Below are 15,019 nucleotides of genomic sequence, written 5' to 3' on the forward strand. Positions count from 1 at the left end.
TTCTATAACATAGAGATTTATTTGTATTTTAATAAGATAGAATCTAAATTAAGATGCATTACAAGTTGACACTTGTTATCAATTGGCATATAATATTAGTAGATATATGAGAATTATTTTCAAGAAGGGATGATAATAATGACATTATGCAACCTAAAGCCTGGATACACAGGATTCATAGAAGAATTGAAATGTGATAATAAACTTGCAAAAAGGCTATTAGCCTTAGGTTTCGTTGAAGGAACTGAAGTAATATTAAAAAAGAAGGCTCCACTTGGAGATCCTATAATAATAAACTTAAGAGGGACAGACCTTGCAATTAGAAAAAAGGACGCTCAGCTTATCTATATTAAGGAGGCAGTATAGCCAATGAAAACTATTGCTCTTATAGGTAACCCTAATGTAGGTAAGACAACCCTATTTAACGCATTAACTGGTTCAAATCAATATGTAGGAAATTGGGCTGGAGTTACTGTAGATAAAAAAGATGGCTACTTAACAAAAGATATAAAAATAGTAGACTTGCCTGGTATATATGCCATGGACACTTTTTCCAATGAAGAAAAGGTATCAAAGGAATTTCTTTATACTGATGAAGTTGATTTAATTGTAAATATTATAGATGGTTCTAATCTTGAAAGAAATCTTTATTTAACTTCACAGCTTACGCAATTTAAAAAACCTATATTACTGGTTGTAAATATGATAGATGTGGCAGAGAGCAATGGGATTTATATTAACTACGAGCTTCTTTCTAAGGAATTAGGAGTTAATATATTACCAATTTCTGCTTCTAAGGGACAAGGTGTCAAAGAAATAAAAGAGTTTTTAATTAAAAATGACTCTTTTCAAGCAATTGATTCAACAATAAACTTTAAGCATTCATTTGAAAATAAAAATGAGAATGAAACCTATAAATATATAGAAACTTTACTGAAGAGATGTGTTAAAGGAAAAAAGGATAGTAAAGATAATCTAACAGAAAAAATCGATTCTATAGTTTTGAATAAGTTTTTGGCTTATCCCCTATTTTTAGGAATTATGTTTTTAATATTTAAATTTACATTTGATTGGGTTGGTGGGCCACTTCAAGAACTATTAGAAAAATTAATTAATGAAAATTTAGTATCCTTAATTCAAATTCCCTTAGCAAATACCTCCCCTTGGTTCCAATCTTTAATTATTGATGGTATTATTGGTGGAGTTGGCGGAGTTATTGTTTTCATCCCAATAATTCTTACATTGTTTATTGGAATAAGCTTCTTAGAAGACAGTGGTTATATGGCCAGAACAGCCTTTATCATGGACAAACTAATGAGAAAGCTTGGATTATCAGGTAAAGCGTTTATTCCTCTATTAATGGGATTTGGATGCTCTGTACCTGGAATCATGTCAGCAAGAACCTTAGAAAGTGAGAAGGATCGTAAGCTTACAGCCTTAATTATTCCATTCATGTCTTGTAATGCAAGACTTCCTGTCTATGCCCTATTTACAAGCATACTATTTGCAGGAAATGAATCCTTAGTTATATTTGGGTTATACTTCTTTGGTTTAATTGTTGCTTTTATAATGGCTATAATATTTAAAAATACCATTTTCAAAAAAGAAGAGGAACCATTCATCATTGAATTACCAGAATATAAAATGCCTGAAATTAAAAGCCTTCTTTTACATACTTGGGAAAAAGGTAAAGGTTTCTTAAAGAAAGCTGGTACTCTTATCTTTGCAATATCCGTTGTGGTTTGGTTCTTATCAAACTTTAACTTTACAGGTATGGTTGATATTGATAAAAGTTTCTTAGCTTCTATTGGTGGATTTATCGCACCAATCTTTGCTCCACTAGGCTTTGGTAATTGGCAAAATTCCGTTGCACTGATAACTGGACTTATGGCTAAAGAAGTTGTTGTTGGATCTCTAGAAATTCTATATGCTGGAGGATTAGAAGCAGCTATAGCTGCTTCCTTCACTGTTGCATCTGGATTATCGTTCTTAGTATTCACTTTACTATATACTCCATGTGTTGCTGTTGTAGCAACCATGAAGAAAGAATTCAGTACTAAGTTTGCTTTATTTTCTGTATTTTATCAATTTGCAGTAGCTTGGATTTTTGCTTTTGGAGTTTACCACATAGTAAATCTCTTTATTTAGGAGGATTTTTATGATTGAAATAATAATCACTATGCTCATTGTTGGAGCTGCAGCTTATATCCTATATAATAACTTTAAAAAGAAAAAGAATAGTGGCTGTAACTGCAGCGGATGCAGTTCACAGTGTCCACTATATAAAGATAAAAATAAGGACTCTTAATGAGTCCTTATTTTTATCCCTGTAAATTATTATTCTTTTCATCATTTTCAAGTTGCTGAAATTCAAGTTCATATAACTGATTTTCTAAATAATTTATCTTATTTGTCAGTTCATCCACCTTTAATGAACTATTCCAAGAAGTAGTGTCAAGCTCCCAAAGTGTTCTTTGTTTCTTATATCTTCTAATTTCAGTTTGTAATTGTTCAATAGTTAACATAAAAACACCTCCATTAAGTTCGAATGACTAAATCTCCGATTTAGTCATTCGAACTTACTCCTTATAATGAGTATAAGAGAAATTTATACTTTAAGTTATTTATGGATCTACTCTTTCAATTCATTTAAAAAGTAATTTTATACTATTATTATATGCTAATTTATTAAAAATATATTCAAAATATTCATATAATAATAAAGACCGCGTAAAGCGGTCCTTATTTGTTACATCTCATCTACCGTTTCTAATCCGATTAAGGATAATCCATTCTTAATAACCTGCAAGGAAGCTTTAACTAGGTTTAATCTAGAACTTCTAGATATTTCATCATGAAAATTTGAGATATTAATTGCAGTATAGAATTTATTAAACGCTTTTGAAATATCGATAACATATCTAGTAATTATTGAGGGCTGCAGTTTATCTAAAGCTTGTTTTACAACCTCATTAAATTTAGATAGTTGTTTTACAAGTTCAAATTCTTCATTAGATAATAACTTTGAATAATTAACTTCATCAGTCCCCTCCCCAAGTTTTCTCAATATACTTTTACCTCTTGCATAGGTATATTGAACATATGGACCTGTTTCCCCTTCAAAGCTAAGCATTTCACTCCAGTCAAACACGATATCTCTTTCTCTTGAATTTTTAAGATATGTGAATACTACAGCGCCAATACCAACCTTTTTAGCTACCTCTTTTTTATTCTCAAGGTTAGGATTTTTATCATTAATTATTTCTTCCGTCTTCGAGATTGCTTCATAAAGCAGATCTTCTAAAAATACAACATTGCCCTTTCGTGTTGAAAGCTTTTTATCAGGAAACCTTACTAATCCAAAAGAAACATGAATACAATCATCAGCCCAATCATACCCCATTTTTTTAACAGTGGTAAATACCTGCTTAAAATGAAGAGTTTGATCTTTAGCAACAACATAAATATTCTTGTAAAAGTCATAAGTTTTCTTTCTATAAAATACAGCTGCTAAATCTCTAGTTGCATAAATAGTAGCTCCATCTGCCTTTTTTATTATACACGGAGGCATATTTTCCTCATCAAGAAAAACAACCTTAGCTCCATTACTTTCTGTAAGTAATTCCTTATCTTCAAGCTCCCTTATCACAGTATCCATCTTATCTGTATAAAAGCTTTCTCCGTCAAAAGAGTCAAATGATACATTTAACAACTTAAATAATCTGTCAAATTCTTTTAAACTCAACTCCTTAAACTTACTCCATAATTCCATCTCTATGGGGTTTCCATCTTCTAAAAGTTTAAAGTGTCTTCGTCCTTCATCATCAAGACAAGGATTTTTCTCAGCTTCCTCATGAAATTTAACATAAACTCGAAACATTTCTTTAATTGGTTCTTTTTCTAGAGCTTCTTCATCTCCCCAATGAATATAAGCATAAATTAGCTTTCCAAATTGAGTTCCCCAATCTCCTAAATGATTTATTCCAATAGCATTATAACCTTGGAACTTAAAAATTTTGTATAAAGAATTTCCAAGCATAGTCGTGAACAAATGTCCTACATGAAAGGGTTTTGCTATATTAGCCGAACAGTATTCTACAATTACATTCTTTCCTGCTCCATCATTACTATGTCCATAATCATCTTTTTCCTCAAGAACCTTATTAATAACCTCTTTAACAAATTCACCTTTAGAAACAAAGAAATTTATATATGGTCCTAAGGCTTCAATCTTCTCAAAACCATCGATGCATCCTAAATTCTCCTTAATATCAATAGCTATTAAGTTTGGTGATTTTTTAATAGTCTTTGACAGTTGAAAACAAGGAAATGCAAAGTCACCCATATCGCTTTTTGGTGGAACTTCTACTAATTTATTTATCATATCTTCATCTAAATTCAAATAAGCAGCTAATTTACCTGCTATTATGTTCCTATAATTCATACTAACTCCTCCTTAAATAAGCTGCTAAAAGCGATATTTAAACTCTTTGTTTTAATAAAAATACCTATTATTTTGTATATGCAATGATATGTTATCATTTCATATACACACTAAAATAAGTTGCATTAATTTATATGCAGTAAAAAACCGCCTCTTTATTTTCAAAGAGGCGGAAATATCCGCTACCACTCTAATTGACCTTACACAAATAAGATTTTCTTAAATATTTACCTCTAATACGTCTTACCCACTAAAAAAACTTCGAGCACCTTCTCCAAGGCATTCTTACTGATTTTCACCATTGATTCATTGTTAAACCTCATTCTTCAATTCTTGCAAGGCTTACAATCCCCCTTGCTCCTATATGAATATGTAAAGAAAGTACTACCCTTTTCACAGAATTTATATATAAAAGTTTAATTTGTTTGTATTATATATAAATTAAACTTTAATGTCAATAATACAGTATGCCTATTTTTTATTGATTTTACAATGTACTTACTTAATTCAAGAAGTTAACTTATTATATTTTTTTAATAAAATAAGTTCCCCAAACTAAACTTTAAATTTAGTTTGCGGAACTATATATTAGTTATTTAACTCTAAGTACTCATCATAAGTCATAACTTTATCTATAACTCCGCCTTCTGGACGAACGTCGATAATTCTGTTTGCAACAGTGTTTATGAACTGGTGGTCATGAGATGTAAATAAAATTGTTCCTTCAAAATTGATTAATCCATTGTTTACAGCTGTAATAGACTCAAGGTCTAAATGGTTTGTTGGTTCATCTAATAGAAGAACGTTAGCTCCACTAAGCATCATTTTAGAAAGCATACAACGAACTTTCTCTCCTCCAGATAAAACAGATGCTTGTTTTAAAGCTTCTTCTCCAGAGAATAACATTCTTCCTAAAAATCCTCTGATAAAGCTTTCAGCTTTTTCTTCTGAGAATTGTCTTAACCAATCAACAAGATTTAAATCACAATCAGCGAAGAACTCTGTATTATCTTGAGGGAAGTAAGATTGAGATGTTGTAACCCCCCACTTAAAGCTTCCGCTATCTGGCTCCATTTCACCCATTAATATTTTAAATAAAGTAGTTTTAGCAATTCCATCACCTAAGAAGGCAATCTTATCATTCTTATAAACCATAAAGCTTACATTATCTAAAACTTTAACTCCATCTATAGTTTTTGTTAAGTTTTCAACTACTAATAAATCATTCCCAGCTTCTCTATCAGCTTTAAAGCCAACGAATGGATATTTTCTTGATGATGGTCTAATATCATCAAGCGTAATCTTATCCAACTGCTTCTTTCTACTTGTAGCTTGTTTAGCTTTAGATGCGTTAGAGCTGAAACGAGCGATGAAGTTTTGAAGCTCTTTAATTTTTTCTTCCTTCTTTTTGTTTTGGTCTTTAGCCATTTGAAGAGCTAATTGGCTTGACTCGTACCAGAAATCGTAGTTACCAACATATAATTGGATTTTTCCGAAGTCTAAGTCAGCCATATGTGTACAAACTTGGTTTAAGAAGTGTCTATCGTGGGATACAACGATAACTGTTCCTTCAAAATTAGCTAAAAAGTTCTCTAACCATTGAATAGATTTTATATCTAAGTGGTTGGTAGGCTCGTCAAGAAGTAATACATCTGGGTGTCCAAATAAAGCTTGAGCTAAAAGAACCTTTACCTTCTCAGAACCATTTAAATCTTTCATTAATTTGTAATGTAAGTCTTCAGTAATTCCTAACCCCTGTAAAAGAGTTGCAGCCTCACTTTCAGCTTCCCATCCATTTAAATCTGCAAATTCACCTTCAAGCTCAGAAGCTCTCATACCGTCTTCATCGCTGAAGTCTTCTTTAGCATAAAGAGCATCCTTCTCTTCCATTATTTCAACTAATCTTGCATGTCCCATAATAACTGTCTTTAAAACCTCAACATCGTCATATGCGAAGTGGTCCTGCTTTAAAACAGCCATTCTTTGACCTGGCGTGATGGAAACATCACCAGTATTTGGTTCTATATCTCCAGATAATATTTTAAGGAATGTAGACTTACCAGCACCATTAGCTCCAATTAAACCATAGCAGTTTCCTTCTGTGAATTTAATATTAACATCTTCGAAAAGCTTACGAGCACCGTATCTTAAACTAACTCCATTAGCACTTATCATTTCGTTACCTCCATTTATTACATTTAAAAAAGTTCTACCCTCTTTTGACGGTAAAACTTTTTAATTTCTTAATTCAATACATCCATTGAATTATATCATAGATTTCATTTTTATACTACCTCTTTACCAAAAGGTGCTAAAGATAATTTAGCCATTTTTAAAGATTGTGCTGCAAATGGTATTCCTATTATAGTTATACATAGAAACGCAGCACTAATTAAATTTGTTATAGCTAGTGGAAGTCCACCAAAGATTACCCATAAAATATTTAATAGGAAGCTTGTGCTTCCATCATTTCTAGTTACAACTTCCTTACCAAATGGGAAAAATTGCAGCTTTGATAATTTAAAACATTGCAATCCTATTGGAATTCCTACTATAGTAAGACACCAAAGAAGGCCAATTACTAACCATTCAAGCCCTCCGACAAATCCACCAAAAATAAACCAGATTACATTTCCTAAACAACTCATATATATCTCCTTAAGTGAACATCCAAATCTATGATTTGGCTAATGTAAACTTACTCCTTCGACTTCTTTTGAGAAGGAGTTTCTATATATATAATATATTAAAACTGTAAAAATGCAACCATTTATTCATAAGTAGTATCCAAACCTTAATTTAGTTAATACGGACTTTACTCCTTCGATTGTTTCTGAGAAGGAGTTTCCATAATTAACTCTCAAATCTTAATTTGGCTAATGTGAAGTTAAATAACAATATAAACTTTGATTTAGCAACGGGAACTTCCCCCCTTCAACTTCTATTGAGAAGAAGTTAAATTATTCATTTATAAAAAAGCTTTACTATTAGACCTAAAAATACAGATGATTATTTATCATCTGTATTTTTTTCATTCTTAAGTGCGTTATCAACTTTTTCTAAATAATTGGTTTGACTCACAATATTTTCTTCAAAATTCTCTACGGCATTTTTAGTATAGTTTCCCAAGGCCTTCGAGCTTATTCCTGAATTAATATTATTATGATTATCATTAAAGCCTTTATTTGTACTCATACTATCACCTCATATAAATTTAATTAAAGTTCAATTATTCCAAACTATTATTGCTAGTATTTTTCTTTTTGTCATTTTTATTTTTCATGCTATTACTTTCAGACTTTTGATTACTTTGATTTTTCATGCTGTTTTGTTTATCTTTTCCCATGAATATCACCTCTGTCTTTATTATTACCTCTTTAAACAAAAATATACTTTTAGTTATAAAAACCAATTAGATTTTTAAGTATAGTATTTTATTATTGTTGACAATTTACTGATTATTTAATACAATCAGAAAGACAAGTCTACTTTTAAATTGGTACAGAGAGACCAAGAAGGGAGAGTTATATATGGACATAACTATATTCAATTTCGAGAGAAATCCCTAGGATAATAAGTAGAGCAATATATTGTTTTATTTATTATCCTTTTTGTTTGACTTAGAATTATTTGATTGGAGGGTTTTTCTTGAATAAGAAACAAATTAACGCAAAACTAATATTAGAAAATGGAATGGAATTTGAAGGAAAGGCATTTGGTTACCTAAAGGATACTGTTGGTGAAGTAGTATTCAACACATCAATGACAGGTTATCAGGAAACATTAACTGACCCATCTTACTACGGACAGATTGTTACTATGACCTATCCCCTTGTTGGAAACTATGGAATCAACCTAGAGGACTTAGAATCTTCTTTCCCTAAGGTTAAAGGTTTTATCGTAAGAGAAAAATCAAATGATCCATCAAACTTTAGATGCGAGATGGAACTTGATGGATATCTTAAAGAAAACAAAATCATAGGTCTTGAAGGCATCGATACAAGAGCTCTTACTAAGATTCTTAGAACCCATGGTTCTATGAAGGGCTATATTACAACTAAGGATTTAAGTCTTGATGATGTTAAAAGCCATCTTAAAGAATTCCATAACGACGATGCTGTATATCAAGTTTCAACAAAAGAGGTTTATAAAATCAAAGGAAACGGACCTAAGGTTGCAGTTATGGATTTTGGTGTTAAAACTAATATCTTAAGAAGCTTTAAGGAACGTGGATGTGATTTAACAGTATTCCCTGCCACAACTAAAGCAGAAGACATATTAAAAACTAATCCAGACCTTGTATTTTTATCAAATGGTCCTGGAGATCCAGAAAAGCTTGGAAATGTTGTAGAAGAGATAAAGAAAATTGTTACCGAAAAACCTGTATGCGGTATCTGTCTTGGACATCAGCTTTTAGCTTGGACTTTTGGTGGAAGAACTTCTAAATTAAAGTTTGGACACAGAGGATCAAACCATCCAGTAAAGGATATTTTCACGGATAAGGTCTATATTACAAGTCAAAACCACGGTTACTATGTTAGTGAATTACCAGAGACAATGGAAATTACACATATAAGTGTAAATGATGGTACTACTGAAGGAATGAGACATAAAACACTTCCTATTGCAAGTGTTCAGTATCACCCTGAAGCGTCACCAGGTCCAAAAGAGAATGCAGTTATATTTGACAGCTTCTTAGAACTAATAAAATAAATTACATTAAGGAAGACAGAGAGCTTTCATGTAGGAGGAATAAAAATGAGCAAAAGAGATGACATTAAAAAGGTATTAATTATAGGATCAGGTCCAATTGTTATAGGACAATCTGCTGAGTTTGACTACTCAGGAACACAAGCGTGCAGAGCATTAATGGAAGAAGGTATAGAAACTATATTAGTTAACTCTAACCCTGCTACAATAATGACTGATAAGCAGATTGCAGACAAAATATATATAGAGCCATTAACAACAGAATTTATTGAAAAAGTTATAGCTAAAGACAGACCAGACAGCATCCTTTCAGGAATGGGCGGTCAAACTGGACTAAACTTAATTATCGAACTTGCAGAAGCTGGAATACTTGATAAGTATGATGTTAAAGTTATCGGTACTTCAATAGAATCTATTAAAAAAGGTGAAGATAGAGATTTATTTAAAGCTTTAATGGAAGAAATCAACGAGCCTGTAATTGAATCTGAAATAGTAACTAACTTAGATGCGGGAATTGAATTTGCAAAGAAAATAGGATATCCAGTTATAGTAAGACCTGCCTATACCCTAGGAGGAACTGGAGGTGGAATTGCTGATGACGAAGAATCCCTTGTTCAAATATTAGAAAGCGGACTTTCTTTAAGCCCCGTTGGTCAAGTACTTTTAGAGAAAAGTATAAAGGGTTGGAAAGAAGTTGAATATGAAGTAATGCGTGATGCTAAGGGGAACTCTATTACTGTATGTAATATGGAAAATATAGACCCTGTAGGTGTCCATACTGGAGACTCTATAGTAGTAGCTCCGTCACAAACATTATCTGATAAAGAATATCAAATGCTAAGAACTTCAGCTTTAAAAATCATTGATGCCATTGGTATAATTGGAGGCTGTAACGTTCAATTTGCTTTAAATCCTCACAGCTTTGAATATGCAGTTATAGAAATAAATCCAAGGGTTTCTCGTTCTTCTGCCCTAGCTTCAAAAGCTACAGGATATCCAATAGCAAAGGTTGCAGCTAAAATAGCACTTGGATATGCTTTAGATGAAATAGTAAACTCAGTTACACAAAAAACTATGGCTTCCTTTGAGCCAGCTCTTGACTATGTAGTAGTAAAAATACCAAAGTGGCCTTTTGATAAGTTCAAAAATGCTAACAAAGCCTTAGGAACGAAGATGATGGCTACTGGCGAAATTATGGCTATCGGAGCTAACTTTGAGTCTGCACTTTTAAAAGGAATCAGATCTCTTGAGATTGGAAAATATGTATTAGATCATAAACCATCTCAAAAGAAGAGCTTAAATGAATTAAAGCAAAGTGTTATTGTGCCAGATGACGAAAGAATTTTTGACCTTGCAGAAATGTTAAGAAGAAAATACTTAGTTGATAAGTTAGCTGAAATCACTGGTGTAGACACATTCTTCATAAATAAAATCAAATGGATAGTTGAACAGGAAGAATACTTAAAAACTGCTACAACAGCTGATTTAAATAAAGATTACTTAAAGACTTTAAAGAAAAAAGGATTCTCTGATAAAGGTATAGCTGACTTAATGAAAATTAGCCCAGTAGAGTTATATACTTTAAGAAAATTATATAACATCATGCCTACTTACAAGATGGTTGATACTTGTGCTGGTGAATTTGATGCTATTACTTCATACTACTACTCTACTTATGAGCAATATGATGAGATTGAAGTATCAGATAAAAGAAAAGTTATGGTTATAGGATCAGGCCCTATAAGAATCGGTCAAGGTATTGAATTTGACTACTGTTCAGTTCATGCTGTTAGAGCTCTTAAGAAACAAGGCATAGAAACAATAATAGTTAATAACAATCCTGAAACTGTTTCTACAGACTTTGATATATCAGATAAGCTATACTTTGAGCCACTAACTGAAGAAGATGTATTTAACATCATTAACAAAGAAAAGCCAGAAGGTGTTATTCTTCAATTTGGTGGTCAGACTGCTATAAAATTATCTAAATTCTTAAGAGAAAATGGAATCAAAATTCTTGGAACAGATGCAGAAGGTATCGATGCAGCCGAAGATAGAGAAAAATTTGAAGCCTGCCTTGAAAAACTTAACATCAACAGACCAAAAGGTATGGCAGTATGGAGTGTTGAAGAAGGAATTGAAGGAGCTGAAAAGCTAGGCTACCCTGTTTTAGTAAGACCATCTTACGTACTTGGTGGACAAGGCATGGAGATTACTTATAGAGAAAAAGAGTTAAGAACTTACCTTGAAAACTCTTTTGCAAGAGATAGCAAGAACCCTGTTTTAATAGACAGATACTTAGTTGGTAGAGAAATAGAGGTTGATGCTATCTGTGATGGTAACTCCATCCTGGTACCTGGAATAATGGAGCACCTTGAAAGAGCTGGAGTTCACTCTGGAGACTCTATAAGCATATATCCTTCTATAAATTTATCTGAGAAATCTAAAGCTACAATCCTTGATTATACAAAGAGAATAGCTAAGGAATTGAAGGTTCTTGGAATGATTAACATTCAGTTCATAGAATTCGAAGGAGAAATATATATCATCGAGGTTAATCCAAGAGCTTCTAGAACAGTTCCTTATATCAGTAAGGTTACTAACGTGCCAATAGTTGAACTTGCAACAAGAGCAATGCTTGGTGAAACTATTGAAGAAATGGGCTACAATGAGGGTATTTGTCCAGAGCCTAAGTTTGTAACTGTAAAAGTTCCTGTATTCTCTACTGAAAAGCTTCCAAAGGTTGAGGTTAGCCTTGGACCAGAGATGAGATCTACTGGTGAGGTACTAGGAGTTGGTAAAACCTTCGAAGAAGCAATGATGAAGGGCTTTATCGCAGCAAAAAGACAAATACTAAAGTCTGGAGATATATTATTAGCTACTGTTAATAATGGAGATAAAGATGAATTCTTAGCTCTAGCTAAAGACTTAAGTGATTTAGGCTGTAACTTCGTTGCTACAAGTGGTACTGCTAAAATGCTTCAAGCTGAAGGCATAAACGCTTCATCTGTGAATAAAATTGGAGAAGCTAAACCAGACATTGTTGATGCTATAAGAAGCAAAACAATTAATATGATTATCAATACTCCTACTAAAGGAAATGATTCTCAACGTGATGGATTTAAATTACGTAGAACTGCTGTTGAATCAGGAGTTTCACTAATGACTTCTCTAGATACTTTAAGAGCAATGGTATCAGTTATGAAAGGCAACTTAAAAATTGAAGACCTTGATGTATTTAACTTAGGTAGATAATATTAAAAATACCAGCAATAGCTTTATTAACTATTGCTGGTATTTTTAATTATACATGAATAGATCAATAAACCCACCACAATCCAATGTTTGATTAGAGTCAGTAGTGATTAGTTCTTTAAATGGACACGTTTCACACTCATTATGAGTACACTCTAAATGTGATAATTCCTCTGTAAGCTTTGTAATCTCATCATATATTTCTTGTATTCTTTTACTCTTTTCATTCTTATTCATATTCCTCACCTCAATGAATAATATGATAATGAGGTATTAAATATTACAAATAGAGTTAAGATTATCTCTGACAGCTTTCATATCTTTCAATTATGGCTTTTGCTGTTGATATTACCGTTAAAGGATTTCTGCCTACTCCAACCTCACCAGCAAGCATTATTCCATCAACCTGCGATTTTGTAAAGTGTGCAATTGCTTCTACCTCTGCTATGGACGGAATGGTAGACATTCTCATGGATTCTAAGATAAAAGTGGCAATAATAAGCTCCTGCTTCATTTCTTTCATTGTGCTTATAATTTTTTCTTCAATTTGGGGAATCTCTATAACATCTACTTCTGATGATAAGTCTCCCCTTCCAAGCATAATACCATCTACACTTTTAAGAATTTCATTAATATTTTTCACACCATCCATACATTCAATTTTTGCCCAAATTTTAGGCATTCTGTATTCAGAGTCCTCTTTAGCAAGCTCCTTGATATATTCCGCTAATTCCTCAACAATCTCCTTATTCGAAGCATAGGATAAGCAGATTACATCAACCTTATTTTTAATTCCAAACTTGATATCCCTCTTATCCTTACTAGTAAGCTTTGCACTGCTACGATCCATTCCAGGTGCATTAATTCCCTTTTCACCTCTGATAATGCCTCCTCGAACAACTTTTGTTTTAATTCTATCTTGTTGCTTCTCAATTATCTCAAATTCCATTGTTGCATCTTTCATTAAAAACTTATCTGCACTTAGCAATGCTTTAAAATCCATTTCTAACGCTATAGGTACAAATACTTCTCTTCCTTTAAAGTTCTTTATTCTTCTAAAGTATTCTTCACTACAGAAAGTAACGAACTCACCTGTTTTTACCTTTATTTGACCTTTAAAATAATTTGATACCCTTAACTTGTTTCCTTGTAAATCTTGAACTATCTCAATGTAAGGGTATTTATTTCTAATATATTTAATTCGGCTTTCTGCCATAGGATAATCAGCATGAGAAAAATTTAATCGCATTGAATTCATTCCAGCTTTCACAAAGCCATCTAAGTCACTTTCATTTTTTATATTAGGTCCTATTGAACATATAATTTTCATTTTATCACCTTAAGTTTCTTCAAATTTATAACAATATTCTTTGCCTTTTAATTATAAATTAAATTGGTAATAATTCAAAGCTTTATATTAAAAAACTATTGTAATAGTTTTTATTACAATAGTTCTTTACTAACTAGTTTTTGAATTTAAATCCCCAAAGCCTCTTCAGGACTTATATATGGTCTTCCTTGTTTTAATCCAGTTTCTTCAAGAGTTAAATTTCCTAAATAAAAGCATAAGCCCTTTCTTAAATAGGGATCATCCATTAACGCTTTATACACGCCCTTATTAGCAATGTCCAATGCATATGGAACAGTAGCTGAACATATGGAGCAGGTTGCTGTCCTCGAATAAGCAGACGGTATATTATCTACACAGTAATGAAGAATTCCCTCTTCAAAATATACTGGCTGATTATGTGTCATAGCTCTGCATGTTTCTACAGCACCACCTATATCACAAGCTACATCTATTATAATAGTATCCTTTTTCATTAGTTTAAGCATATCCCTGGTTATAATGTGGTCTGTTCTCCACTTAGGCCAAGATACACAATTCATAAGCACATCTGTATATTGGATTACTTCACAAATAGTTTCATAATCTGAATGAAGGAATTCAACATTTAAAGGTAGCTTTTCTTTTGCCCTGTTAAGAGCATCATAATCTACATCCAAAACCGTAACCTTATTTCCAAAACCTGCAGCAAGTTCTGCTGCTCCTAACCCTGCTGATCCGGCTCCTAAAATAGTTATATGAGGTATTTTAAGTCCAGTTACCCTTGCTAACATTTTACCACTGCCACCATTGATTTTCTGACTATAGTTGCAGGCGGCTATAAAACCACCTTTTCCACCAATCTCACTCATTGGCCTTAGAAGTGGATAATTTTCATTCTTATCTTGAACATCCTCACAAGCTATTCCAATTATCTTCTTTTCAAGACAGGCATCTGTTTCATCACGATAAGCATTAGAATGAAAATAGGTCATAATTATTAAACCTTCTCTTAAATATTTAAATTCTGAAGGTAATAATTCCTTCACTTTAAAAATCATATCTGAACCATGATATATAGTTTCCTTATCCGTTATTATAGCTCCTCGTGCCACATATTCTTCATCATAAAAGCCACTTCCTAAACCGGCTCCTTCTTCAATGAGTACAGTATGTCCGTTTTCTACAAATGCAGATACTCCAGATGGTGAAATTGCTACAGTATATTCGCTGTTTTTAATTTCCTTTGGAACTCCTATTATCATATAATACCTCCTAATTAT

13 protein-coding genes are annotated in these 15,019 nt (G+C 32.3%); 5 read left to right on the plus strand and 8 right to left on the minus strand.

What is annotated here, in order from left to right:
- Nucleotides 1-138 precede the first annotated feature (138 nt).
- From BN1075_RS16670 to BN1075_RS21265, 3 genes are read left to right on the plus strand one after another with little or no spacing between them, the layout of a single operon-like run.
- A complete protein-coding gene (locus BN1075_RS16670) occupies nt 139-366 on the plus strand; it encodes a FeoA family protein (protein ID WP_040194390.1) in 228 nt (75 codons plus the stop codon).
- Between the two features lie 3 nt (nt 367-369).
- Entirely contained in the window at nt 370-2,148 is a 1,779-nt protein-coding gene (gene feoB, locus BN1075_RS16675; protein WP_040194392.1) for a ferrous iron transport protein B, read from the plus strand.
- 10 nt (nt 2,149-2,158) lie between these two features.
- Entirely contained in the window at nt 2,159-2,308 is a 150-nt protein-coding gene (locus BN1075_RS21265) for a FeoB-associated Cys-rich membrane protein (protein WP_081911639.1), read from the plus strand.
- 13 nt (nt 2,309-2,321) lie between these two features.
- Here BN1075_RS21265 and BN1075_RS16680 read toward each other — a convergent pair whose 3' ends face one another.
- The 5 genes from BN1075_RS16680 to BN1075_RS16700 all read right to left on the minus strand — a co-directional run bounded on the left by BN1075_RS16680 (nt 2,322) and on the right by BN1075_RS16700 (nt 7,639).
- Nucleotides 2,322-2,525, minus strand: coding sequence for a hypothetical protein (locus tag BN1075_RS16680; protein WP_040194395.1), 204 nt, complete (start codon nt 2,523-2,525; stop codon nt 2,322-2,324).
- A 224-nt stretch (nt 2,526-2,749) separates the two neighbouring features.
- A complete protein-coding gene (argS, locus tag BN1075_RS16685) occupies nt 2,750-4,444 on the minus strand; it encodes an arginine--tRNA ligase (RefSeq protein ID WP_040194396.1) in 1,695 nt (564 codons plus the stop codon).
- 588 nt (nt 4,445-5,032) lie between these two features.
- On the minus strand, nt 5,033-6,619 hold the full coding sequence (locus BN1075_RS16690; RefSeq protein WP_040194398.1) for an ABC-F family ATP-binding cassette domain-containing protein: 1,587 nt from the start codon (nt 6,617-6,619) through the stop codon (nt 5,033-5,035).
- 110 nt (nt 6,620-6,729) lie between these two features.
- A complete protein-coding gene (locus BN1075_RS16695; RefSeq protein WP_040194399.1) occupies nt 6,730-7,092 on the minus strand; it encodes a YccF domain-containing protein in 363 nt (120 codons plus the stop codon).
- 361 nt (nt 7,093-7,453) lie between these two features.
- Nucleotides 7,454-7,639, minus strand: a complete 186-nt coding sequence (locus BN1075_RS16700; RefSeq protein WP_040194400.1) for a hypothetical protein — start codon at nt 7,637-7,639, stop codon at nt 7,454-7,456.
- A 468-nt stretch (nt 7,640-8,107) separates the two neighbouring features.
- Between BN1075_RS16700 and carA the strand changes: the two genes are divergently transcribed.
- Nucleotides 8,108-9,157: a glutamine-hydrolyzing carbamoyl-phosphate synthase small subunit gene (gene carA / locus BN1075_RS16705; RefSeq protein ID WP_040195269.1), complete on the plus strand. Its 1,050-nt coding sequence runs from the start codon at nt 8,108-8,110 to the stop codon at nt 9,155-9,157.
- 45 nt (nt 9,158-9,202) lie between these two features.
- On the plus strand, nt 9,203-12,409 hold the full coding sequence (gene carB, locus BN1075_RS16710; RefSeq protein ID WP_040194402.1) for a carbamoyl-phosphate synthase large subunit: 3,207 nt from the start codon (nt 9,203-9,205) through the stop codon (nt 12,407-12,409).
- A 45-nt stretch (nt 12,410-12,454) separates the two neighbouring features.
- On the opposite strand, the gene BN1075_RS16715 is transcribed toward carB, so the two are convergent.
- The 3 genes from BN1075_RS16715 to BN1075_RS16725 form a co-directional block, all read right to left on the minus strand.
- Complete coding sequence (locus BN1075_RS16715) at nt 12,455-12,646, minus strand: hypothetical protein (protein WP_040194403.1); 192 nt, start codon at nt 12,644-12,646, stop codon at nt 12,455-12,457.
- Between the two features lie 61 nt (nt 12,647-12,707).
- The gene (locus tag BN1075_RS16720) at nt 12,708-13,739 is read right to left on the minus strand and encodes a pyruvate kinase (protein WP_040194406.1); all 1,032 of its coding nucleotides are present in this window, start codon (nt 13,737-13,739) and stop codon (nt 12,708-12,710) included.
- Between the two features lie 146 nt (nt 13,740-13,885).
- Nucleotides 13,886-15,001 carry an alanine dehydrogenase gene (locus BN1075_RS16725; RefSeq protein WP_040194407.1) on the minus strand — a complete coding sequence of 372 codons (1,116 nt, stop codon included), beginning with the start codon at nt 14,999-15,001 and terminating at the stop codon, nt 13,886-13,888.
- Nucleotides 15,002-15,019: the final 18 nt, after the last annotated feature.

Origin of the sequence: Clostridium culturomicium, from assembly GCF_000821305.1 — a bacterium.
In the GTDB taxonomy this organism is placed as follows: Bacteria; Bacillota; Clostridia; order Clostridiales; family Clostridiaceae; genus Clostridium_J; species Clostridium_J culturomicium.

Coding starts and splice junctions, on each gene's coding strand:
- BN1075_RS16690 (WP_040194398.1), bottom strand. CDS start 6,619: ATGATAAGTGCTAATGGAGTTAGTTTAAGATACGGTGCTCGTAAGCTT.
- carB (WP_040194402.1), top strand. CDS start 9,203: ATGAGCAAAAGAGATGACATTAAAAAGGTATTAATTATAGGATCAGGT.
- BN1075_RS16720 (WP_040194406.1), bottom strand. CDS start 13,739: ATGAAAATTATATGTTCAATAGGACCTAATATAAAAAATGAAAGTGAC.
- argS (WP_040194396.1), bottom strand. CDS start 4,444: ATGAATTATAGGAACATAATAGCAGGTAAATTAGCTGCTTATTTGAAT.
- BN1075_RS16700 (WP_040194400.1), bottom strand. CDS start 7,639: ATGAGTACAAATAAAGGCTTTAATGATAATCATAATAATATTAATTCA.
- BN1075_RS16680 (WP_040194395.1), bottom strand. CDS start 2,525: ATGTTAACTATTGAACAATTACAAACTGAAATTAGAAGATATAAGAAA.
- BN1075_RS21265 (WP_081911639.1), top strand. CDS start 2,159: ATGATTGAAATAATAATCACTATGCTCATTGTTGGAGCTGCAGCTTAT.
- BN1075_RS16670 (WP_040194390.1), top strand. CDS start 139: ATGACATTATGCAACCTAAAGCCTGGATACACAGGATTCATAGAAGAA.
- feoB (WP_040194392.1), top strand. CDS start 370: ATGAAAACTATTGCTCTTATAGGTAACCCTAATGTAGGTAAGACAACC.
- BN1075_RS16725 (WP_040194407.1), bottom strand. CDS start 15,001: ATGATAATAGGAGTTCCAAAGGAAATTAAAAACAGCGAATATACTGTA.
- BN1075_RS16715 (WP_040194403.1), bottom strand. CDS start 12,646: ATGAATAAGAATGAAAAGAGTAAAAGAATACAAGAAATATATGATGAG.
- BN1075_RS16695 (WP_040194399.1), bottom strand. CDS start 7,092: ATGAGTTGTTTAGGAAATGTAATCTGGTTTATTTTTGGTGGATTTGTC.